Source organism: Algibacter mikhailovii (assembly GCF_014651495.1).
Taxonomy (GTDB): Bacteria; Bacteroidota; Bacteroidia; order Flavobacteriales; family Flavobacteriaceae; genus Algibacter_E; species Algibacter_E mikhailovii.
Window position 1 is genome coordinate 529,632 of sequence record NZ_BMWZ01000004.1, and the last position, 22,714, is coordinate 552,345.

Genomic DNA, 22,714 nt, shown 5'->3' on the forward strand with positions numbered 1-22,714 from the left:
TAATCCTAATAAAAATAGGCCTCTAGAATAAAACTAATGGGTTTTAATACCATGAAAGATGTACAGGTTTTGAGGAACACCTAAAGATTGGGTATACCATTTGGCATCCTTTATGGTAAAATATGCTAAATTATGGGTAAACCCAATAAAGGCCAATGCCTTGGTTTGGTTTACTTTTGAAATCAGCAAAATTTACTCAAGTAGAAAATCAACAATTATGATAAATTATAATCGAATAATTCCTTTTTTGCTCTTAATTTGCACCCTCAGCTGTAAAAACCAACCTGAACAAAAACAGGAAGAGCCGAAGAAAAAACCTAATATCTTATTTCTGGCAGTTGATGATTTACGCCCTGAAATTGGAGCTTATGGTTCTGATTTAGCCATTACACCCAATATTGACAAACTTGCAAGTCAAGGGTTATTATTTAATAATGCCTACTGCCAAGAACCTATTTGCAGTCCTTCAAGAGCAAGTTTGATGACAGGCGCTCGACCAGAAACTATCAACGTTATTGAGAACTTTACATATTTCAGAGATATTAATCCTGATATTTTAACCTTACCCCAGCATTTTTGGGCTAACGGCTATGAAACAACTAGCACGGGTAAAATTTACCATAATGTAAAGTTTGGTGATGCTGATTTATCATGGAGCAGAAAACCTGCTTACGATAAAATGGTCATAAAAAAGAAGAATACACCTGGAGGATATGCACTTCCAGAAAACCAGGAGTTTTCTAGAAAAAGCACCGCTGACGTCATTGCTAAATATGGCAAAAACGCCCCAAGAAATGGCTTAGGAAAAGGGCCTGCTTATGAAAAAGCTGATGTTCCTGATTATTTCTACGAAGATGGATATAATGCTGAATTAGCGATAGCCACACTTAAAGATATGCTGGAAAAAAACCCTGACAAACCTTTCTTTTTGGGTATGGGTATGAAAAAACCACATTTAAATTGGCTAGCACCAAAAAAATACTGGGATCTTTATGACCCTGAAAAAATACCATTAGCGATTCAAACTGAAGGTCCTATTGATGGTGCCGCTATGGGGTTACACCCCTCATTTGAGTTAAGAGCAAGATATGGGATTCCTAAAAAAGGTCCTATTGATGATGAAATGGCTAGAACCTTAAAACACGCCTATTTAGCTTGTGTAAGTTATATTGATGCACAAATAGGTAAAATGATTGCCGCCATTGATGACGCTGGAATTAGGGATAATACCATTATTATTCTTTGGAGTGACCATGGTTGGCACCTTGGAGATATGGGTATTTGGGGAAAAGCCACTAATTATGAAATAGCAACACGTGTACCATTGATTATTTGGACACCAGACATGGCTAAAGACACACGAGGTAAAAAATCTGTTGCGTTGGTGGAGTTAGTAGACATGTATCCTACATTATGTGAGTTAGCCGGCATAGAAAAACCGAAACATTTAGAAGGTCAGAGTTTTGTGCCGCTGTTAAACAACCCGAATAAAGTATGGAAGTCAGCAGCTTTTAGTCAGTTCCCAAACCCTGCATTACGAGAATGGGCAGCAAACCCGTTATCTCAAGGCATGCGTGAAACCTATTTCGGACCATTAATTGAAGAACAAGAAGACCGTATAAAAGCACAGCAAGGTGACAAATGGGATAGAAATTTATTTGAAAACAATGTCATGGGCTATGCCATGAGAACCGAAAAATATCGCATTATCATTTGGAAGGATTATAAAAACCCTGATAAAGAGCCATTGTTTGTGGAGCTTTTTGACCATGCCAATGATCCAACTGAGACAAAAAACATTGCTAATGAAAACCCTGCAGTTGTAAAGGAGTTAATTGCCCAATTTAACAAAGGCTGGAAAGGCAATTTAGCCACTTTATAAAAGCGATCTAAACGAAGCAAAAAAGCTTTGATTATACAATTAATCAAAGCTTTTTATATTTCTAGTCATTCCATCAAATTAAGGTAATTATTCAAGGAGTTCATAAAATCAATAAACCATAAGAACGTTTGCAACTTAATTAGAGCAGAAAGATTACCATTTTATTCAATACCTTTTTTGTCTTAAATTTAAACACATCTTAACGTAATATGCTTTTCAATTTAATTTCAATTGTAGTTGTTCTAGTACTGCTTATATTTTCAATTTCAAAATTAAAAATACACCCCTTCATTGTTTTAATCTTGGCGGCTATAGCTTTAGGCTTATTGGTTGGACTAGATGGAGTAGAAACTATCAACGTTTTATTGGAAGGTTTTGGATCAACCATGAAATGGATTGCCATTGTAGTTATATTAGGAGCATTCATTGGTGAGGTTTTAAATGAAACGGGAGGCGCGATAAGAATAGCGCAAAAAATATTAAAATGGGTTGGGCAAAAACGTTTGCCTTGGGCAATGGGATTAACTGGCTACATAGTGTCCATTCCTGTATTTGTTGATGTTGCCTATATTCTTTTTCAACCAATAACGGAAGGACTAGCAAAGCGAAGTAAGACACCTCTTTTAGTCGTAGGACTGTCTCTAGCCGCTGGATTAACAGTTTCTCATACGCTTATGCCCCCTACTCCAGGTCCTTTAGCCGTTGCCGCAATTTTGAAAGCCGACTTAGGAAAACTTCTTTTAATTAATTCTTTCATCGCTATTTTTGTTGTTACCGGAGGCGTATTATGGGCTAAATTATTCTGTAAAAAGTTTCTATTAGAATTTGATAAAACCTCAAGCAGCGATTTAAAAGCCACTATTGAAACAACAACTTTTGAAGCAAAAAAAACGTCAATTCTTCTAGATTTACTGCCCATTATTGTTCCTATAGTACTTATGGGAGCTGGTGCTTTCTTCAAATCTGATGACCTTTTTGGTAATACCATAGCGTTTTTAAGCATACCCATGATTGCTGTTCTCATTGGGTCAGCAATAGCGGCCGTTCAATTCTTTCAGATAAAAACAAAATCAAGTTTAAATGATTTGGTAGAGGCAGCTATTGTTAAGTCTGCATTAGTCATCATGATTACTGGGGCTGGAGGTGCTTTTGGCTATGTAATTCGTGAATCTGGCGTGCAAGACTCGCTTGGTGATTTCTTCACGAGCCTTCCTTATTTAGGTTTTATACTCCCATTTATTGTGGCTGCCGTATTGACAACAGCAACCGGTTCTATAACGGTTTCCCTTATAGGCGCAGCCTCTATTTTAAGCCCTATGACCGGAATTATGCCCTATTCACCTGAGCTCATGGCTGCTCTTATTGGTAGCGGTGCTTTTTGCGTATTTCATGCCAATTCAAGTTTCTTTTGGTTGTTGAATCGCTTACACAACATCCCTGTAAGTACACTCTATAAAACGTTTACACCGCAATCACTAGTAATGGGGATTTCCGGCCTTCTAGGTGTTGTTATTTTATATGTCCTAGGATTATATTAATTAAAAATCAATTGTCTATTTATTGTCAAGTGTTATTGTAATACTAATCTTCCCCGATTTTTGGTGTTTCTTCAACATTTCACGACCTTACAGAGGTAAAATTGGTTTTGTTTAAGATAAAAACGGCGATTAATTAAAACCACATAAAACTTACTTTTATTTCTTGGAAAGGTGACTTTTGTCACAATCCAACTAGCCAATAATCAACTAAATATCGAAATCATGACAATTGAAAAAATAGAAACCTTCATACTTAAAGATAAGTTATCTCAAAGTTTCTTCTTTTCACAATGGGAATACTCAGAACGCTGCATTTGTGTTGTGAAAGTGACTGCATCAAATGGTCAATATGGCTGGGGAGAAGGTTACGGTCCCGCAACTGTTTTAGAAGCAGGTATCAAATTAATAGCGCCTTTCGTTATTGGAGAGGACCCGCTTATGAATGAAGTTATCTGGAATAAGATGTACCGCAAAACTCTAGATTTTGCTCGAAGAGGGGTTTTAATGGCCTCTGTTAGTGCGATAGATATTGCTATATGGGACTTAAAAGGCAAGTTATTAGGCCTGCCCGTTTCTACGCTATTAGGCGGAGCACACAGAGATAAAATTCAGCCGTACGCAACAGGATTCTACTTTATGGATCATAAAAATCCTGCTAGAGACTTTGTAAAGGAAGCTGAATTGTATTTATCTCAAGGTTTTAAGGCTATGAAAATGAAGGTTGGATTAGGCATTGAAGCTGATGTCAAGAACGTTAAAATGCTTCGGGAAACCATAGGCCCTGACATAAAGTTAATGGTTGATTCTAACCATGCCTATACGTTGAGGGAAGCCACCGAGCTTTCAAGAAGAATTGAACAATATAATATTGGCTGGTTTGAAGAACCAATTTCACCCGAATTTTATGAGCAGTATAGCGAGCTTAAAACAAAAACAAGTATACCTATTTCAGGTGGAGAATGTGAATATACCCGTTTTGGTTTTAATCAATTAATTAAAAACAAATCGGTAGATATAATTCAACCTGATATTTGTGCCAGCGGGGGCTTAACTGAAGCCAAGCGCATTGGAGCACTAGCTAGCGCAAATGGTATTGATATAATTCCTCATACTTGGGGTACAGCTATCGGGCTTCATGTTGGTTTACATTTTATTTCTAATATAGAATCTGTACCAGGAAGAATGTATCAACCTGAATTCTTAATTGAATATGACCAAACAGAGAATGCACTGCGTGATAAGCTAACATTTCCTTCTCTTACAATGGAAGATGGTATGCTAGAAGTTCCTAAAAGACCAGGATTAGGTATTGATATTGACGAAGATGTATTACGTAAATACAGCACTTGTACAATACAAGAAAACACCATAAAACTGTAACATATAACTAGACAAGTAAGGCGTTGTTCAGGCCACCCTTTTAAAGAATATTGAAAATTACAAATAAGATGAAAACACAAAATTTCGGTTATAAAAAATTATACATAGACGGTCAGTTGGTTGATTCGGTAAGTGGTGAAAGAGAAGATGTTATTTGCCCAGCTACAGGAGAAGTTATCGCTCAAGTAGCAAAAGCTGGTAAAGAAGATGCAGAAAAAGCATTAATATCGGCTCAAAAAGGATTCAAATATTGGTCAAAATTATCTTTAGCTGAAAGAACAAAATGGATGCTAAAATTAAGAGATGCCATTTTAGAACATGAGCATGAATTAAGAACGGCCATGGTTCATGAAATGGGTAAAACATATGCGGGTTCACAGGAGGATATCGACAGACTGACTGAAGCCTTAGAATGGTACCCAAACGCTATGCAGAATTTAAGAGAAGAGCAAATTCCAGATCATGACAATACGCATGTTCACAAAATGATATCACAACCAGCAGGTGTGGCTGTAGCTTATTTAGCCTGGAACTTTCCTTTATTGAACGTAGGATATAAAATTGGACCGGCATTGGCTTCAGGGTGTTCTTTAATCATTAAACCTTCAGGATTAGCTCCGCTGTCCGCATATATGGTTGGTGAGATTTTACAAAGTATCAATTTCCCTGCCGGCGTAGTTACTGTTTTAGCAGGACCTAGTCGCGAAGTAGCTACTACTTTAACTACTAGTAAAATACCCGCAGTTTTGACTATGATTGGCTCAACACAAACAGGGCAACGTGTAATTGCGGATAGTACAACCTCCATTAAAAAATTAGGTATGGAATTAGGAGGTAATGCGCCTTTTATTGTTTTTGAAGATGCCGATTTAGAAACTGCATTAAACTTGGCTATTGGCTTAAAATTTGGAAACACAGGTCAGATTTGTGTTGCTGCAAATAGAATTTTTGTACATAAAAGTATTTATGATAAGTTCGTTAAAGAATATGTGAAAAGAGCAGCAGAAGTGAAAGTAGGTTTTGGAACCAAGGAAAATGAAGACGTCTTTATGGGACCTTTAGCCTCTCCTGGATCTAGAGAAAGAATGTTTGAAATAATCGATGATGCTGTTAATAAAGGCGCAACATTGGAGTTTGGAGGCGATATTCCTAAAGATCTTCCAGAAGGTGGAAATTGGATGAATCCTACAATTTTATCTGGGGCTAATATGGATATGGAATTATTCAATCAAGAAACTTTTGGTCCTGTAGCTGGTGTCATGCCTTTCGAAACTGATGACGAAGTCTTAGAGTTAGCTAATGATACTGAATTTGGACTAGCCTCTTATATTTTTACAAACAATCATAAAAGAATTGAACGATTTACCGAAGACTTAGAGTTTGGGGAAGTTCAAATCAATGGTGTAAAATATGCCATTTATTTACCTCATGGAGGCTTTAAAAACAGTGGTATTGGACATGACTGTTCTCACCTAGCCTTAGAGGATTATTTAGTTAAAAAACGCGTTTCAACAGCATTATAACCTTATGAGCAATACATTAAAAGATAGCCTTACTGAGGGTAAAACGTTATTCGGTCCTTTTTGTAAAATGCAAGATCCGGCCATAGTTGAAATTGCTGCTTTAAGTGGTTTTGACTTTGTTATTATTGACATGGAACATGGTCCTTATAGTATCGAGTCTGCCCAAAATATGGTTAGAGCCGCAGAAGCAAGAGGAATTACACCAGTGGTTCGTGTTACTGAAAACTCAGAAACACTCATCTTAAGAACTTTAGATATTGGCGTTAAATGTATACAGGTTCCTCAAATCTGCACTAAAGCAGATGCTGACCGTTTGGTGAAATCTACAAAATTTTATCCAAAAGGAGAACGGGGCATGTGTCGTTATGTACGTGCCGCTGAATACACAAATATTTCTGGCCCTGACCATTTTGGAAAAGCAAACAGTTCGGTTATTACCATCATTCATATTGAAGGAATGGAAGGTATTAACAACTTGGAAGACATCGTGCAAGTTGACGGCATTGACGTTATTTTCTTAGGGCCTTATGATTTATCACAATCTTGCGGCGTTCCCGGTCAAGTCGATAATCCAAAGGTGGTGGATGCCATGAAGGCAGCAGTCGAAACAGCCAAGGTATATGGAAAGGCTGTTGGAACATTCACAGAATCTCCCGAGAAAGCAAAAATGTGGAAAAATATTGGTGTTCAATATATATCCTACGCGGTTGATGTTGGTTTAGTAATGAATACATTTAAAGACATTACGTCTCAACTACACAGTTAACAAAATTAAAAACCAATTAAACTTTTTTCTATGGAATTTTTCCCTTTGTTACTTGTAATATTCGCGAGTATTTTTCAAGGCTCCTTTGGTCTTGGCATGAAATTTATGGCACCCTTAAAATGGGAGGCATGGTGGCTTGTTCATTCCTTATTTGCCATGATTTTAATACCAACTGCATGGGCTTATTTTGTAACACCAGATTTATTCAATGTCGTTACAGGAGCTTCATCTGATGTTATACTTACAGCCATGGCCTTTGGCGCTTTGTGGGGTATAGGCGGCATTATGTTTGGTAAAAGCGTGCCTTATATAGGTATATCCTTAACCTATGGTATTGTGATGGGAGTTTGTTCGGCAGCTGGTGGATTAATCCCCCTATTTTTTGCCAACAAGGCGGAATTTGAAAAAATGGCTCCAGGATTACCTTTTATTTTAGGCGGTGTAGCTATTATGCTTATAGGTGTTGGAATCACAGCTTATGCAGGTGTACAAAAAGACAAACTTCAAGCTGGAACAGAAATAGAAACTACAGGAGATAAAGTTAATCTTAAAACTGGTTTAATTATCGCTATACTCAGTGGTTTACTATCAGCCTTTCTCGCAGTAGGTTTTGCTGAAGGTAAAGCTATTGGTGAATTAGCGAAAAACGCCGGAGCTATTCCTCGCAATACAAGTTTAGCGATATGGGTTGTTGTACTTTGGGGTGGTTTTGCTATCAATGCGCTCTATGCTATTTTCTTATTATTTAGAAACAATACATGGAGTTCATTCAAAACACCAAATGCCGGAAAAGCTTATGCTTGGTCCATTGGAGCTGCACTACTTTGGTTTGGAGCTTTAGGCATTTACGGGCAAGGTGCCACCTTGATGGGTAAAATAGGAGATGTCATAGCTTGGCCGATTATGCTTGGACTTTCTCTTATTGTGGGTAACATATGGTCTTATATGAATAAAGAATGGGAAGGCGCAAAGAAACCTTTCAACATCATGCTACTAGGTGTTCTAATCATAATCATAGCTGTTATCGTGATGGGGTATTCCTAAAATGCTTTCAAAACAATATTAAAATATTACTAAACAGCATCTATTTAATAAATTAGGTGCTGTTTATTACTTTAAATCACTTATTATGTTCTCAAAAAAAAGTATTCAATTATCTCTGCTGCTGCTATTTATAGCATCTCAAATAGGTCATGCCCAGAAACAACCAAACATAGTCTTACTATTTGCTGATGATGGCGGATATGCTGATTTTGGCTTTCAAGGCAGTAAAGAGATGATAACGCCAAACTTAGATAAACTAGCTTCAGAAGGTGTAAGGTTTACTCAGGCCTATGTATCAGCATCGACTTGTGGTCCATCAAGAGCTGGTTTAATTACTGGTAGATATCAACAACGCTTTGGATTTGAAGAGAATAATGTTCCTTCCTATATGAGTCAATATTCAGGTCAAGACGGGCCTAATATGGGCATTCCCCTTACAGAAAAAACGATGGGTGACTATTTAAAATCATTAGGTTATGCAACGGCATTTTATGGTAAATGGCATTTAGGAGGTACAGATAAGTTTCATCCATTAAACCGTGGTTTTGATGAGTTTTTAGGTTTTAGAGGTGGCGCTCGCGACTATTTTCCTTATGAAAACAATCCACAGGATGAGCTCAACAAATTAGAGCGCAATCTGGGAAATTACAAGGAGCATGACGGCTATTTAACCGATGTTTTGGCTGATGAAGCGATAGATTTTATTGAACGTAAAAAGAACAAACCGTTCTTTGTTTTTCTATCCTATAATGCGGTTCACACGCCTATGCAAGCTAGACAAGAGGATATGGATAAGTTTCCAAATCTTACCGGTAAAAGAAAAGAATTAGCAGGAATGACACTAAGCCTAGATAGAGCCTGCGGAAAAGTATTGGATAAATTAAAAGAGCTTGGATTAGACGATAATACCATTGTAATTTTTACGAATGATAATGGAGGACCTACAGATAAAAACGCCTCAATTAACCTGCCCTTAAGCGGTACTAAATCGAACCATTTAGAAGGGGGCATCCGTGTACCTTTCTTAATGCGTTGGCCAGGAAAAATAAAAGCGAGCTCAACTTACAATGCGCCTATTAGCACCCTAGATTTACTCCCTACGTTTTTCAAAGCGGGTGGTGGAAAAGATGAAGCGCTTAAAAACATTGATGGTGTAGATTTAATACCGTATGTTTCAAATAAAACAACGGGTATCCCTCATGAAACTTTATATTGGAAACTTGGTATAAGAGGTACGATTAGAGATGGCGACTGGAAATTAATGCGTTTTTCTGATAGACCAGCTGAACTGTATAATATAGAGAACGATCCCTATGAACAAAAGGATCTGGCTGTTTATTACCCAGATAAGGTAAAAGCGTTATTCAAAAAATTATATGCCTGGGAACTCACCTTAGAGCGTCCCGCTTGGTTGCTTCAAAAGAAATTTGAAAAAGTAGATATTGACCGTATGGATAAATATAGAAACAAGTAGTAAGTATAATTCAATTGATTTAAATGCTCTAAAACATTAGATTTTTAGGGCATTTTTTTATTAAACCAATTAAGCCAAAACTTCTGATTTAATAATCTAGGTTGGACATAAAAACTTACCCATAATTATTATCAGGTATTAAGAAGTTGGAGTTCTCTGTATTACCTGCTAAAGCCTTCTTAAGCCTACTTTCCAATACTTTCTTTCCAGACGACAATAACAACACTGAATCCCAAATTATTTCTGAAGTTCTATGATACCAGAACAAATTAAATACCTTTTGAAAATTTCTATTACCCTATAAGAAGCTGGGATTTGTTCTGATGAGACTAAATCAAGTAGGTAGAATAAACCAAGAGCAAAGAATCAGCACAAATTAGATGTGAAATGAAAGGAATAAAAATGGTAATCACGAATGCGATGTCATTCTAGCAATAGTTGTATCCAACTATAGTTTTACAATTAAGCCTTGTGGCATAAAAGCCGAAATCATTTAAATAAACTTTGTTCGCTCTTGTCTAATTTAATGTATAAAAAAAACCTCCATTGTTATAATTAACAATGGAGGCCTTAATAACTATAATAATAAACTACTACTAATTCTTAATAAAACGCTTAGTTGATACTCCTTTATCCGAAGTTAACTTAACAATATACATCGCATTTTTTAAAGAAGAAACATCTAAATTATCTACTACATTATCAACGCTTAAGACTACTCTACCCAACATATCAACAACAGAAACATTAGATATTGTTTCTTGCGTATTAATGTTTAATCTATCCTTTACAGGATTAGGATACATTGCAAATTTAAATGCGTTTTTATCGCTTGTAGATAGGGTACCTTCAGCAAAAATAAATAAAGGCATTTCTAATGGTGCAGCCATCCATCCACTATTGGCACCATCATTAGGCCCTGTACTCTCATTAGCTCCGTCATTATAGATTTTAGCACTTAGTCTTAAAAAATTTTCTCCTAAATTTCCAATACCAACGGCAATATTTGCGCGATCCATCGTATAAGAAGTAGCTGCACCAGGTGTTTGAATATCATTGTAAGCTCCATTTGTCCAATTTCCTTGAGTCCCATCACCTACTGGTCCTTTTTTACCAACAACAAAGGCTCTTTCAACATTACTGGTATTGTTACTATTAACCGTCATGGTAATTTCTAAATTATAAAGCTCTTCAACGTTAATACTAATTCCGCTAATATCATCACTCAAACCAGCTTGAGGTACACCTTTGTGTGTTGACACAGGAGCATAAAACTGATCTAAAACTTCTATTGTTATATCTGTAATTGTAACTGCATCAGACTGAGCAGATACATTCATTGAGGTTGCCACTAGAGCAACAAACATCATAATTGCGTAAATTTTTTTCATAATTTTAATTGTTTAATTGTTTGTAAAAATACTTTCAAGTAAAATTACTGAGGTTATAGACTTTTATATTCATGGATATTATCCCAGACTTGCACAAAATTACCATGATATATCAAATCGCCTTAAAATCAGACATCTAGATTTAAAACCGCAGGTAAGGTTGAAATTATATGCGAAAGCGGTGCATTAACATTTGGTAGATAAGTTTTCATAGTCTTAATCATTTATCTCGTTCTTATGGCAAATCTTAAAGCAGTCTTTATATTTGGTAAAACCGTGATTGTGAAAAAAGAAGTATCTAATGGAAGTACTTTATTTATAATTTTATCGAAAGGGCTTATCCCCCATATTTTTCCTTAAAAAAACGTCATTTATTTTATGGAAGACTTCTTTTAAGGCTTATTTTTAGGGATTTTCTTTCAACAACAATGTCACCATTAAAACTAAAAAAAAGAATGTGAGCTGGCGGTTATATTTCCAGCAAAAGAATTCATAAAAACAAAAAACACTGATAATTAAATCATTATCAGTGTTTTGATTTTATCTAAACTCGGTTTGTCGGGATGACAGGATTTGAACCTGCGACCACACGGCCCCCAGCCGTGTACGCTAACCGGACTGCGCCACATCCCGTTTAAAATATAATATTCAAAGGAAATACTTTTTACTAAAACATAAAAACAATAGCTCCGATTATTTTAAGAAAAAAGCCGAGAACATGAGTTTTCGGCTTTTTAATATATTTTGGTATGTTTTTACTACTTATACAGACGATGTTGACACCTCCATTGTAGCCTCTTTAGCCGCTAAATAACGCTCAGCATCTAGCGCTGCCATACATCCAGTACCAGCGGCTGTTACCGCTTGTCTATAAACATGATCAGCGGCATCACCTGAGACAAATACACCTGCCACATTCGTCTTTGATGTACCCGGCTCATTTATAATATATCCAGTCTCATCAAGATTTAAATACCCTTTAAAGATATCCGTATTTGGTTTATGACCAATAGCAACAAAAAATCCAGTTGCCTCAATTACGTGCTTCTCATTTGTCTTATTATTAAAAACACGAACCCCTGTAACCACTTGGTCATCTCCTAACACTTCATCAGTTTCTGTATTAAAAAGTATTTCAATATTTTCAGTATTTTTAACACGCGCAGCCATTATTTTTGAAGCTCTAAACTCATCTCTTCGTACAAGCATGGTTACTTTTTTACAAAGTTTTGATAGGTAATGTGCTTCCTCACAGGCAGAATCTCCTGCTCCAACTATCACTACTTCCTGATTTCTATAAAAGAACCCATCACAAACGGCGCAGGCAGAAACACCGCCTCCTAATTTTAAATATTTTTGTTCTGATTCTAAACCTAAATACTTCGCAGATGCACCAGTAGAAATAATAATGGTATCAGCATGAATCTCCTTGACATCATTGACCCAGACTTTATGAACATCTCCAGAAAAGTCAACTTTAGTAATCCAACCATCTCGCACATCAGTCTCAAAACGTTGTGCTTGTTTTTGAAGCTCCATCATCATCTCCGGACCTGTAACGCCATCGGGATAACCAGGAAAATTCTCAACTTCATTAGTGGTTGTTAACTGTCCACCAGGTTGTGTTCCCTGATAAAGCACAGGCTTCATATTTGCTCTTGCTGCATATATTGCCGCTGTATAACCCGCTGGCCCTGAACCTATGATAAGGCACTTTAATTTTTCAATTGTTTCCGACATAATCTTAACTTTTTAGCCTTACAAAAGTAGCTTTTTTGATAGAAAACTTACATTTAAGTTATCAACAGTTTTTATAATTAAATAAATTTAGACAATAAAAAAAAGCGCCTTATAATTTAAGGCGCTTAAATATCATTATTTCAATAAAATTGTTCTACTGAATTTGAGATTTTGCTCTATTATCTTCAATATCTGCAGCGTCTTTTAATGCGTTGTAAAGTTTAGTATTAACAACTGTTGACTTTTGTTGCTCCACTCTATTGGCTGCAGCTTGATAATTATCTAATTCTACCGCAGGTGTCACTTTAGTAACCTCAATCATATACACACCACGCTCTCCATCAATCAAATTGGATGTTTCACCTTCATTTAAACCAAATGCGGCTCCCACCACTAAAGGCTCTCGTCCTGCACCAGATATTGTTGGGTTTTTCATATTAATCCCAGTCGCCGTTTTCACTGTTGTATTTTCAGCAGCTGCTAAATCATCTAATGTTGACGCCGATACTCGATCTCTAATAATCTCAGCCTTCTTCTCTTTTCGTATAATAGGTAACACTTTAGCCGTAGCATCTTCTACAGACATCAATCCTTGTTCATGTATTGCCACTAGCTGAGCAACAACATACCCCCCAGACACATTAAAACGTTTAATACTTCCAATTTCTACATCTTCTTCAAAGGCCCAACGTACTATTGGTCTTTGGTTACCTACTCCAGGAATACTTTCATCTAATACCTTTATACCATTTACTGGTCTTATTGTAAGTTTGTTACCTTCTGCTTCAGTTTCAAAATCACTCTTACCTGCATTAATTTCAAAATTTGAAGCATCTCTAAATACCTTATCACTAGTAGCCTCAGATGGTTCTATCTTTCTTGCGATTGTTCCTACTTGAACAGCCTTTTTCTTATCTTTTTGACCTTCAATTTCAATAATATGAAAACCAAAAATAGTTTTTACAACACCTATATCTCCTGTTTTTCCTTCAAATTCAAAATCATTAAATTCAGGAACCATAGTGTTATAAGCATGCCAATCATAGCGACCTTCATTTGCTACACTACCTTGATCTGAAGAAAATTCTTTTACAAATTCTCCGAATTTAGAAGTGTTTCTTTTTAATATAGTCACTAAACTATCAGCTGTTGCTTTAGCTTGTGCTTCCGTTCGTGTTACATCTTGAGCCGCACTTTGAGACCCTACAAATGGTAGTAAAATATGTCTTACTTTTACTGAATCTGGTAATTGCTTAACAGCAGTAACTTTCGCAACTTTAAAATATCCATCATGCTTAAAAGGTCCAAATACTTCGCCTTCATTTAAAGCATAAATATCTTCGGCAAACTCAGTAGGTAAACTTGATTTAAAAACAAAGCTCTCATTAAATTTAATATCTGAAGATGCAATAGCATTAACATACTCTTCATTATTCTTCACTTTTGAGAATGCTATAATGGTATCTTTTCTACCACGCTCATCTACCAATTGTCCATCTATATAAGTTTGAAGCTCCGCTTTTATATTGTTTTCATCTTCAATTGAAGCTTCTTCCTTAAACTCTACAAAACGAATATCTCTAGCTGCCTCTACTTCATATTGCTTTTTATTAGCATTTATGTAATTAGAAATATCTGATTTAGAAACTTGAACAGTGCTATCCGCTATGGTAGCATATCCTATTTGAACATATTTGATATCGGCTTTATTACCTTCCAATTTGTGCTCTAATTCACCTTCAGCCAAAGTTCCTGTAAGACCAGCTTTAACCATATTGAAATAATTCTGGTTCAATGCATTCGCTGCTAATCGCTTTTCATAATTAACCCAACTTTGAAAACCTTGTGGTGATGTTTCTTTTAAGTTTGCTATGTATTCGTTCAGTTTGTTTTCATCAAACAATCCTGCCTCATTCAAAAACTCCGGACTTGTAGCTAAAGCTGTTCTTAGCAAGTCTCTCATTTGGTCTTTTTCAACAGTGATTCCTAATTCTTCAAACTGCGTTGCCATTACTGCTTGTCTCACTTCCTCATCCCAAACTCGATTCATGACTTGCGTGTTGGTCGCATTTGGGCCTAGTTGTCTTTGCATGATTTCAACTTTTTGTAAAAAGTCCTCACGAGTAATGTCTGTCCCATTAATCGTTGCCACAACGTTTTGAGATTTTGATGTAAGTGCATCACTGTTTTTAAAGAGATCTGCTAGTACAAAAGAAAATAACGCTAACGCTATAATTAGTATTAAAAATAGTGAACGTTGTCTTATCTTATTTAAAACTGCCATTTGATAATTTAATTTAAATACCCCATTCTATTGGGATTTGCTTGTTAAGTTGGTGCCAAATATGCTGATTTGACAAAAATATCGTGCGCGAAAATACCATTTTCTATCCAATAATAAAAGGAGAATATAGGTTTTTAATCCTCTTCTAAAACTTTAAGTTCAACCATGTCAATTTTAGTGTTTGACACTTCCAAAATAGTAAATTGAAAGGTTTCAATTTTTACAATATCATTCTGGGTTGGTATTTCTTCAGCATGGTTAACAATTAGTCCACCGAGAGTTTCATAATTCTCACTCTCAGGTAGATTAATTTTATAGGTTTCATTAATATGATCAACTTCCAATCTTCCTGAAAAGTTATAGGTTTGAGCATCTATAACTTCCTCCACCAAATCAACCGAATCATGTTCATCCTCAATTTCTCCAAAAAGTTCTTCCACAATATCTTCAACGGTCATAATACCAGATGTTCCACCATATTCATCGAGAACAACAGCTATACTTTTTCTCTTCTTTGTTAAAACACTCAGTACATCCTTAATAAGCACGGTCTCGGGAACAAATTCTACAGGAGTTAACATCCCTTTAATCGTTTTAGCCTTTTTGAACAATTCAAACGAGTGCACATACCCAACTATATCATCAATATTATCTTTATACACTAATATTTTTGTTCTTCCCGTTTCCGTAAAAAGTGTATTTAGAGATTGAATTGAATCCTTTATTTCTACACCTATAATTTCTGTTCTAGGAATCATAACCTCTCGGGCCTTAACATCAGAAAATTCTAGTGCATTTTGAAAAATTTGAATCTCACTATCCACTTGATCATGAGACTCTACAGCTTCCATTTGCTCACTGATATAATGACCGAGTTCAACCTTGGTAAAAGCCATTTGTATTTGATCGCCTTCTGTTTTAAAAAACACCCTCAGAACAAAATCAGAAATCCAAATGACAAAATCAGATATTAAGGTGAAAAGGACATAAAAAAAGTAAGCCGGGATGGCCAAAGCCTTTATCAGCGTATTGGCATAAATTTGAAAAAATACTTTTGGCAAAAATTCTGCGGTAATAAGAATGACAAATGTAGAAATTATAGTTTGAGATAATAAATTGGCGTCTGTCAACAAATAATCTATAAAACTACTAGAGGTAGGCACCAAGGACTGGAACCAATCCATTAATAAATCCCCCATAAAAAATCCATAAATCACTAAGGCAATATTGTTACCAATAAGCATAGTGGTAATAAATTTGGAGGGTTTTGCAGTAAGTTTAGTTAAGGTTTTAGCCAATACCCCATCTTGCTTTTTCTCGATTTCAATATGTATCTTGTTTGAAGACACATAGGCTATTTCCATTCCTGAAAAAAATGCAGAAAGCAATAATGATGCAATTATAATAATTACATAAACACTCATGAATTAGGAGTTATCTCTTTTTTCAAACTTCTTACTAAATTTTCTTCTGAAGAAATACATAAAGATAGCTAAAGCAGCTAATCCCAATGAAATATATGCTCCGTTAGTTCCATTACCCCATTTTGATATACCATCATAAACAAACAAGGCTGCAAATACTAAATAAGCATATTGAAAAATCTTAGAATACTTCATTTTGAAATTATTTTAGGCTATAAAGATACTTAAAATTGAAAAGAAGAATTAATTAAGAAGGACTAATCTTCTAAGGTAATTATTCCGGTTACTTCCAGAACTTCAGCATCTGTAAATTTAGAATTAGAATCAAAGCCATTACCGTTAATAATGTCTTGCTCAGTTTGAAAAGAAACTGGCTCATTGGTATAAAGCCATTCTTTTGTCTGGTCATAATACAATTGATTCGTTTTCAAGACACTACTATCATTAGTAGTTATTACAACATTATCTTGTAAATCTATTAAGTTTTTATCAGTATAAACAATGGCATAGTCTGCAACAACCGTACTTTTTTTGTTTTCCTTATCAAAAACATACAAGGTAACACCTTCCACAAATTCTCTGAACGGAAAATCTCGGTTTGTATAATCTAGAGCCTTAGTACTTAGCAGATTTGCCGAAACGCGTCCTGAATCAGTATATTTAAGATTTAGATTATAGTCAACTCCAATCGGCTCATTTTCCGAAATACCAATTTTTTCAACCTGCTTAAAACTATCACTACATGAAAAAAACATAGTCACAGCAATTACTGTGACTATGTTTTTCAAATTATATGTACTTTTTATTTTCATTAAATATTTGGCACCGTTACCGAAGCTCCTATCCAACATGCAATTTTTATGGTTTGACCTGCTCTACCTGAACTAAATATTTCAGCTTTTTGTGGTGCTTTAGCCAAGTAATTTGTAGATGACTGAGCTGCTGCCTTTTTCATAGTAGGATCCAAACGAGCTGCTTTTTTAGCTTCATCAGAAGCCAACCAATATACAGCTCTCTTATCAAAATTAGTCGCACCACAATCATTAGCACTAGCTGCGTACATTGATGCAATAGCTAAATGCGGTCTACCATCTGAAGGATTAAGCTTTAAGGCTTGTCTGAAATAATTTCTTGCTTTACCGTAAGCTTTCTTATTTTTCATTTTTATACCAATTCTTTGATATAATTTAGATTTCTTAAAGCTATCTGTTTCTAAACTTAAAGCTTGCTCGTAAAACTTAAGCGCTTCGTTAGATTTCTTTTCCTTGTCTTTCAACAATCCTAAGTAATACGCAGAGTTAGCTGATGGACTCAATTCATGGTATGCATTTACTAACTTAAAGAATAATGGATCATCAGTACATTCTTTTTCAGACATTTTACCAGCTGCTCTTTGTAACCAAATTGCATTGGTTTTGTTTGCTTCAAAATCTTTTTGATACAGTGGAATAAGATTTTCACAATTTGCTCTATCTCCTAATTTCTGATCAATACTTCCAGAAATTTGATCATATGCCTTCAAATAACTAGAGTAATATCTTTTGTAACTATTTTCTTTTTTAGTTAGCGCAGTTCCGCCATCTTCCTTTTCAATAAGTTTATTTAATTTCTCAGAATAGTTTTTAACTTCATCTTCAACTTTTTCTACAATATCATCATACTTGTTAAATAAGTCTTGTGCAGGTATTTTACCGGCGTCATATAAATCTACTGTTAAAGAAAAATAAGTATATAAACTTTTAGGGTTGGTAAAAGATTCCTTATCCATATGATAAGCCTCATCAAAACAGGCAAACAATTCTTCCGTAGATAATCCAAGTTCTTTTCTATTATCATATTTTAACTGACAAGCTTTTGCTAAGTATTCACCTTTTGGTGTTTTACTTGCAAAATGCTCTCCACGTTCATCCCATAATTTCACAAGATCATTGATATAAGCTATTTTATCAGCCCCTTCAGAATTGTCAATTTTATGATTTAGTATTTTTTCTCCGTCAACATAAATAGCATTATTGAACTTTGGGCATTTATTTCTTACCGCCATCCAAGGCTCATAAGCCGCATCATAATTTTTTGCCTTAGTATATTCATGAAATATGGAAAGTTTAGTGATGCACTCCTCATCTTGCTGGGCAAAACTAATATTTAATCCAATAAATAATAATACTAATAATGTAACTCTTGTTTTCATGATAATTGTTTTGTGCTTTTATTGAAATTTTCTTTTCTGAAACCATCTATCGTTCAAAGATAAACTTAATTGAACATTAATAAAATTCTCTTCTATTAAATTACTTTTTGTTGTACCTCTTTGGCCTAATTCCAATCCTATATTGGCATTGGATAATAGCCTAGTATCCCCTATTGGTAAACCTATTCCAAAAGTTATGCCAAACTCTTTAATAGATTCATCATTAATTACCAAACCAGTTTTTTCTAAACGCATACCTGCTCTATACACCGTTCTCTTAAAATAATTTGAAAACGAATTATATTGAGGAATAAAAAATCCTCCAATGGATAGGGTTGATGCATCTTCATAAGTTGTTATATTGGTGGAATACAGGACATTTGAAAACTTGCTAGACTCCTGAAATAAGTACTCGGCACCAATAAACCAATTTCTTACTTGACCAATACCTAGTCCGAATGTAAACTTAGAAGGAATCACAAGATCTGTTTTCGCTAAACCCAAGTTTTCCAAATTAGCATTAACCGTATTTAAAGGTATCTCTCTACCTGTGGCAGAATTAATCGTTATTGTTGAAAACAACCTATTGTTATCAGAAACCAGATTCATTTGAGGTGAATATGTTAAACCAGTAACTAACTGCAATCTTTCGTTTAACATCTTTTTGTATGAAAGTCCAAAATTCATACTAAAACCACTCAAATCAGAACGATTAATTTCTCTAGACTGGTATTGTACAGGAACATCACCGTCATACTGAAATGCAATAACATTATTCTGAACATTACCAAAATTATATTGAAAATCAACACCTAAAGATAAGCCCTTGGTGAATTGATATCCAGCGCCAAGAAAAACTCTGTTCAAACCACCTTCACCATTAAATCTATTTTCAATCTGACCATTATCATTCAAGCTCTCCAATCTATAACCCACAGATGTGTAAGGTATAATTCCAACCCCAAATCCCAATTTCCCAATTGGAATAGCCAATGCTAAATAATTAAAAGTTGTTGAATTTGCAGACCCCTTGCTGGTTTCACTTTTCAAATTTGTCTTCTTAAAGCTACCCCCTAAAGAAAACTTCACTGGTCTACTTGTATTCCCCCACATGGCCAAATTATCACCACCATATGAAGCTGGATTACGCAGATTAACGTGAATACTATCTGTATAAATGCTTAAACTACCCATGCTCCTATTTTCAACGGTTCCCTTAAAGTTTAGGCTTCCAATTCCGTAAAAAGAATAAGGAGAAGCCGTCGACTCTTGACTATAACCTTGAATTGCTAATAGTGCGATTAAAACTAATACAAGTTTTTTGATCATTCGTTTGAGTTAATTTGTAATAAATAATCTAATCCCTCTAAAAGAAAATTAGAATTGGCAAATATGCTACTTTTTAATTGTTTAGACAAGAATTTAGCATCGCCTCCTGTTAAAATAACTGTTAAATCTGAATATTTTAATTTATACAATTCAATAGCCCCATCTATTTCGCTTAAAACACCATGTATTACTCCAGAATGGATGGACTCTTCAGTTGATCCCCCGGTAATGTATTTTGGCGTACTTGCTTTTAATAACGGTAAATTAGCTGTCAAATTATGAAGTGATTTATAGCGCATATTTATCCCTGGTGAAATGGCACCTCCTAAATAGCTATTATCATCACTTTTAAAATCATAAGTTATACAGGTACCTGCATCTATTATTAGCACGTTACATGAAGGATATTGTTTTGTAGCTGCACTAACCAAAGCCAATCTATCAACCCCTAACGTTTTTGGCGTTTTATAACAATTTTTAAAAGGTAATTTAGTTTGATAATCAAGAAGTAGTACTTTATATCGCTTATTAATAGCTTCCAGATCTGATTTAGTTAGCCCCCCAACTGAAGATATGATAACGCCTTTAATTGCGCCATAGGCTTGGCTTAACACTTCTAATTGTTTAAGGACTAATTCCAATTCTACAGTAACCTTATACTTAATAACCCCTTTATGAAAAATAGCAAGTTTCACAAAAGAGTTTCCAACATCAATAATTAAATTCATCCCCAATAAAAACCCCAAATTTACAAAATGAATAACAATAATTTTTTAAAAGGTTTTAGAATATTCATAACGAAGTAATTAGCTTCATGAAGGGCTAAATTCTTAAAATAATTATCATTTTTAATAAATTTCTTTTGGCGAATAACAAAAATGAATATATATTTGCAACCGCTTTGGCGAGGTACCTTAGCTCAGTTGGTAGAGCAAAGGACTGAAAATCCTTGTGTCCCTGGTTCGATTCCTGGAGGTACCACTTAAAACCCTGAAACATTAAATGTTTTCAGGGTTTTTTATTATTACTGTTTTTTTATTTTACTTTTCAGACTCCCAATGCGATTTTATATATGCCATAGTATCCTTAAGTCCCAAAGGCTGTGACGACGCAGAAGCTCTAATAAAAAATTCTTCCTTTTCACCTTTGACTAAAAACACAGGTATCCCACTCCTTTCGATGGTTATTACACACACGTCCTTATCACCAATATTTACAATCCTAATATTAATATATTTATGTGATTGCTTACCAAGCGTATTATTTATAAGCGTAGTAAGCGCTAACACAAAGCCGTCTTGATTGCCTTTACTTAATGTATTATAGTCGTTATCTAGCCCCAGAATAGCTCCGTCATCATTGACACCAATAAGGAGGATGCCTCCATTCGAATTTAAAAAGGCCGATATCGTCTTTGCAACCACCAATTCCAATACCTTATTTTTAACATTTTTATGATAATCCCATCGTAAAGACGATTTAAACTCTAAAAAATCTGATTCGCCCTTACTAATTTCTTCTTCTAAATTAAAAACTCTTCGAGCTAAACTATTCTTCTTATTTAAGATACGCTTTATAAATAACAATACGCCGAACACCAGTAAAGCAATTATACCAATGATAACGTATAATAAGGTCCTATCCACCGTAACTTTATCCTTAAACACATTCCATTTTGTGGCCACTTCAAGTAAATCCTCCTTTGACAAAGCCTCTGAGCCTTTCATAATATCGGCCAATATTTTTTTGTTCCCTTTTTTGACCATAGGTCTAAGGTTATTGGAATATAATACTTCAAATTGCTTATAACCATCAGGAATAGTAACCTTCACCAAATCAAGAACAGCCTCTGGTGTTATATAGACAAACGCATCAATGCTTTGTTGCTCTACTGCACTATATAATTCTCTATTAGAATTAAGCAAATCAAGTTCTAAACTTGGATGATTTTCTTCAAGATAATTACCTGTATATCCATTTTTTACAATACTCACTAAAAAACCAATACTGTCTATACTTACAGGATCCAAATCCTTTTTAATGCAAAGTATGGCTTGTGTACTTAAAATTTGATCACCAAAATCATAGTCTTTATTAAGCTCTTCACTAAAGAATGCCCCGGCAATAATATCCACCTTATTAGTATTTAAACGACCAATACAGTCCTCTGTATTTCCTGGGATAAATGTAATATCAATATCCGCTTTGGCACTCCAAAGATTCCACCAATCTATTAAAAAGCCAGTAGCCTCGCCTTGCTCATTTATAGATGAATATGGGGGATAGTCATTTAAACAAGCTATTTTATACTCCTGAGCATTTATACGATGAGCATATCCAATTATTAGTATAAAACAAAGTACTTTAAGTATGGTTTTTGATAACATTTAAAACAGTATTCAAATTTATGAAGTCAACTAATTACAAAATTGCTATTAATTATCAGAATAAAAAAATTTAGCTGTGTTATAAAAGTCTAAATTATTTAAACCAGTTCATAAATCATTTATAGTTTAAATAAAAAATTTACGTCGATGGCGTTTATGCCATATTAAAATAACTAAAAAACATTTCAGAAGATTTACAATCCTAAAAGTAATGCTATAATAGAAGTATCCTACTCTATTGAAGTTTGAATTTAAACCAAAAAAAAATCCTCAACAAATACATGTTGAGGATTCAAAAAAGGCAACGACCTACTCTCCCACAAATGTAGTACCATCGGCGCAAATGGGCTTAACTTCTCTG

Annotated in this window: 18 protein-coding genes and 2 tRNA genes; 8 read left to right on the top strand and 12 right to left on the bottom strand. The window is 34.9% G+C overall.

Going from position 1 to position 22,714, the window contains the following annotated elements:
• Positions 1-33 precede the first annotated feature (33 nt).
• Positions 34-189 carry a hypothetical protein gene (locus IE051_RS11040; protein ID WP_189360833.1) on the bottom strand — a complete coding sequence of 52 codons (156 nt, stop codon included), beginning with the start codon at positions 187-189 and terminating at the stop codon, positions 34-36.
• Positions 190-217: 28 nt separating this feature from the next.
• Between IE051_RS11040 and IE051_RS11045 the strand changes: the two genes are divergently transcribed.
• The 7 genes from IE051_RS11045 (at position 218) to IE051_RS11075 (ending at position 9,607) form a co-directional block, all read left to right on the top strand.
• The gene (locus IE051_RS11045) at positions 218-1,882 is read left to right on the top strand and encodes a sulfatase (RefSeq protein ID WP_189360834.1); all 1,665 of its coding nucleotides are present in this window, start codon (positions 218-220) and stop codon (positions 1,880-1,882) included.
• Between the two features lie 209 nt (positions 1,883-2,091).
• Positions 2,092-3,420: a GntP family permease gene (locus IE051_RS11050; RefSeq protein ID WP_189360835.1), complete on the top strand. Its 1,329-nt coding sequence runs from the start codon at positions 2,092-2,094 to the stop codon at positions 3,418-3,420.
• A gap of 222 nt (positions 3,421-3,642) precedes the next feature.
• Complete coding sequence (locus IE051_RS11055) at positions 3,643-4,800, top strand: mandelate racemase/muconate lactonizing enzyme family protein (protein ID WP_189360836.1); 1,158 nt, start codon at positions 3,643-3,645, stop codon at positions 4,798-4,800.
• 68 nt (positions 4,801-4,868) lie between these two features.
• Positions 4,869-6,323: an NAD-dependent succinate-semialdehyde dehydrogenase gene (locus IE051_RS11060; RefSeq protein WP_189360837.1), complete on the top strand. Its 1,455-nt coding sequence runs from the start codon at positions 4,869-4,871 to the stop codon at positions 6,321-6,323.
• A 4-nt stretch (positions 6,324-6,327) separates the two neighbouring features.
• Positions 6,328-7,089, top strand: a complete 762-nt coding sequence (locus IE051_RS11065; RefSeq protein WP_189360838.1) for an HpcH/HpaI aldolase family protein — start codon at positions 6,328-6,330, stop codon at positions 7,087-7,089.
• Between the two features lie 30 nt (positions 7,090-7,119).
• On the top strand, positions 7,120-8,133 hold the full coding sequence (locus IE051_RS11070; RefSeq protein WP_189360839.1) for an L-rhamnose/proton symporter RhaT: 1,014 nt from the start codon (positions 7,120-7,122) through the stop codon (positions 8,131-8,133).
• An 85-nt stretch (positions 8,134-8,218) separates the two neighbouring features.
• Complete coding sequence (locus tag IE051_RS11075) at positions 8,219-9,607, top strand: sulfatase (RefSeq protein ID WP_189360840.1); 1,389 nt, start codon at positions 8,219-8,221, stop codon at positions 9,605-9,607.
• Between the two features lie 596 nt (positions 9,608-10,203).
• Here IE051_RS11075 and IE051_RS11080 read toward each other — a convergent pair.
• From IE051_RS11080 to IE051_RS11125, 10 genes are all read right to left on the bottom strand, one after another.
• Positions 10,204-10,998, bottom strand: a complete 795-nt coding sequence (locus IE051_RS11080; protein WP_189360841.1) for a T9SS type A sorting domain-containing protein — start codon at positions 10,996-10,998, stop codon at positions 10,204-10,206.
• A 558-nt stretch (positions 10,999-11,556) separates the two neighbouring features.
• Positions 11,557-11,631, bottom strand: a tRNA-Pro gene (locus IE051_RS11085).
• A 129-nt stretch (positions 11,632-11,760) separates the two neighbouring features.
• Positions 11,761-12,738: a thioredoxin-disulfide reductase gene (gene trxB, locus IE051_RS11090; RefSeq protein WP_189360842.1), complete on the bottom strand. Its 978-nt coding sequence runs from the start codon at positions 12,736-12,738 to the stop codon at positions 11,761-11,763.
• A 154-nt stretch (positions 12,739-12,892) separates the two neighbouring features.
• The gene (locus tag IE051_RS11095) at positions 12,893-15,022 is read right to left on the bottom strand and encodes a peptidylprolyl isomerase (protein ID WP_189360843.1); all 2,130 of its coding nucleotides are present in this window, start codon (positions 15,020-15,022) and stop codon (positions 12,893-12,895) included.
• Positions 15,023-15,156: 134 nt separating this feature from the next.
• A complete protein-coding gene (locus IE051_RS11100) occupies positions 15,157-16,446 on the bottom strand; it encodes a hemolysin family protein (protein WP_189360844.1) in 1,290 nt (429 codons plus the stop codon).
• A 3-nt stretch (positions 16,447-16,449) separates the two neighbouring features.
• The gene (locus IE051_RS11105; RefSeq protein ID WP_189360845.1) at positions 16,450-16,641 is read right to left on the bottom strand and encodes a hypothetical protein; all 192 of its coding nucleotides are present in this window, start codon (positions 16,639-16,641) and stop codon (positions 16,450-16,452) included.
• Positions 16,642-16,703: 62 nt separating this feature from the next.
• Entirely contained in the window at positions 16,704-17,234 is a 531-nt protein-coding gene (lptC, locus tag IE051_RS11110) for an LPS export ABC transporter periplasmic protein LptC (protein WP_229796786.1), read from the bottom strand.
• A 23-nt stretch (positions 17,235-17,257) separates the two neighbouring features.
• Entirely contained in the window at positions 17,258-18,637 is a 1,380-nt protein-coding gene (locus IE051_RS11115; RefSeq protein WP_189360847.1) for a hypothetical protein, read from the bottom strand.
• A gap of 18 nt (positions 18,638-18,655) precedes the next feature.
• Complete coding sequence (gene bamG / locus IE051_RS11120) at positions 18,656-19,966, bottom strand: BamG family beta-barrel-assembly machinery protein (RefSeq protein ID WP_189360848.1); 1,311 nt, start codon at positions 19,964-19,966, stop codon at positions 18,656-18,658.
• A complete protein-coding gene (locus tag IE051_RS11125) occupies positions 19,963-20,694 on the bottom strand; it encodes a type III pantothenate kinase (RefSeq protein ID WP_189360849.1) in 732 nt (243 codons plus the stop codon). The genes bamG and IE051_RS11125 overlap by 4 nt, the downstream gene beginning before the upstream one ends.
• Before the next feature lie 180 nt (positions 20,695-20,874).
• Between IE051_RS11125 and IE051_RS11130 the strand changes: the two genes are divergently transcribed.
• Positions 20,875-20,947 (top strand) — tRNA-Phe (locus IE051_RS11130).
• 59 nt (positions 20,948-21,006) lie between these two features.
• Here the strand turns inward: IE051_RS11130 and IE051_RS11135 are convergent.
• Positions 21,007-22,353 (bottom strand): RNA-binding domain-containing protein, encoded by a 1,347-nt coding sequence (locus IE051_RS11135; protein ID WP_189360850.1) that lies wholly within the window; start codon positions 22,351-22,353, stop codon positions 21,007-21,009.
• Between the last annotated feature and the right edge of the window lie 361 nt (positions 22,354-22,714).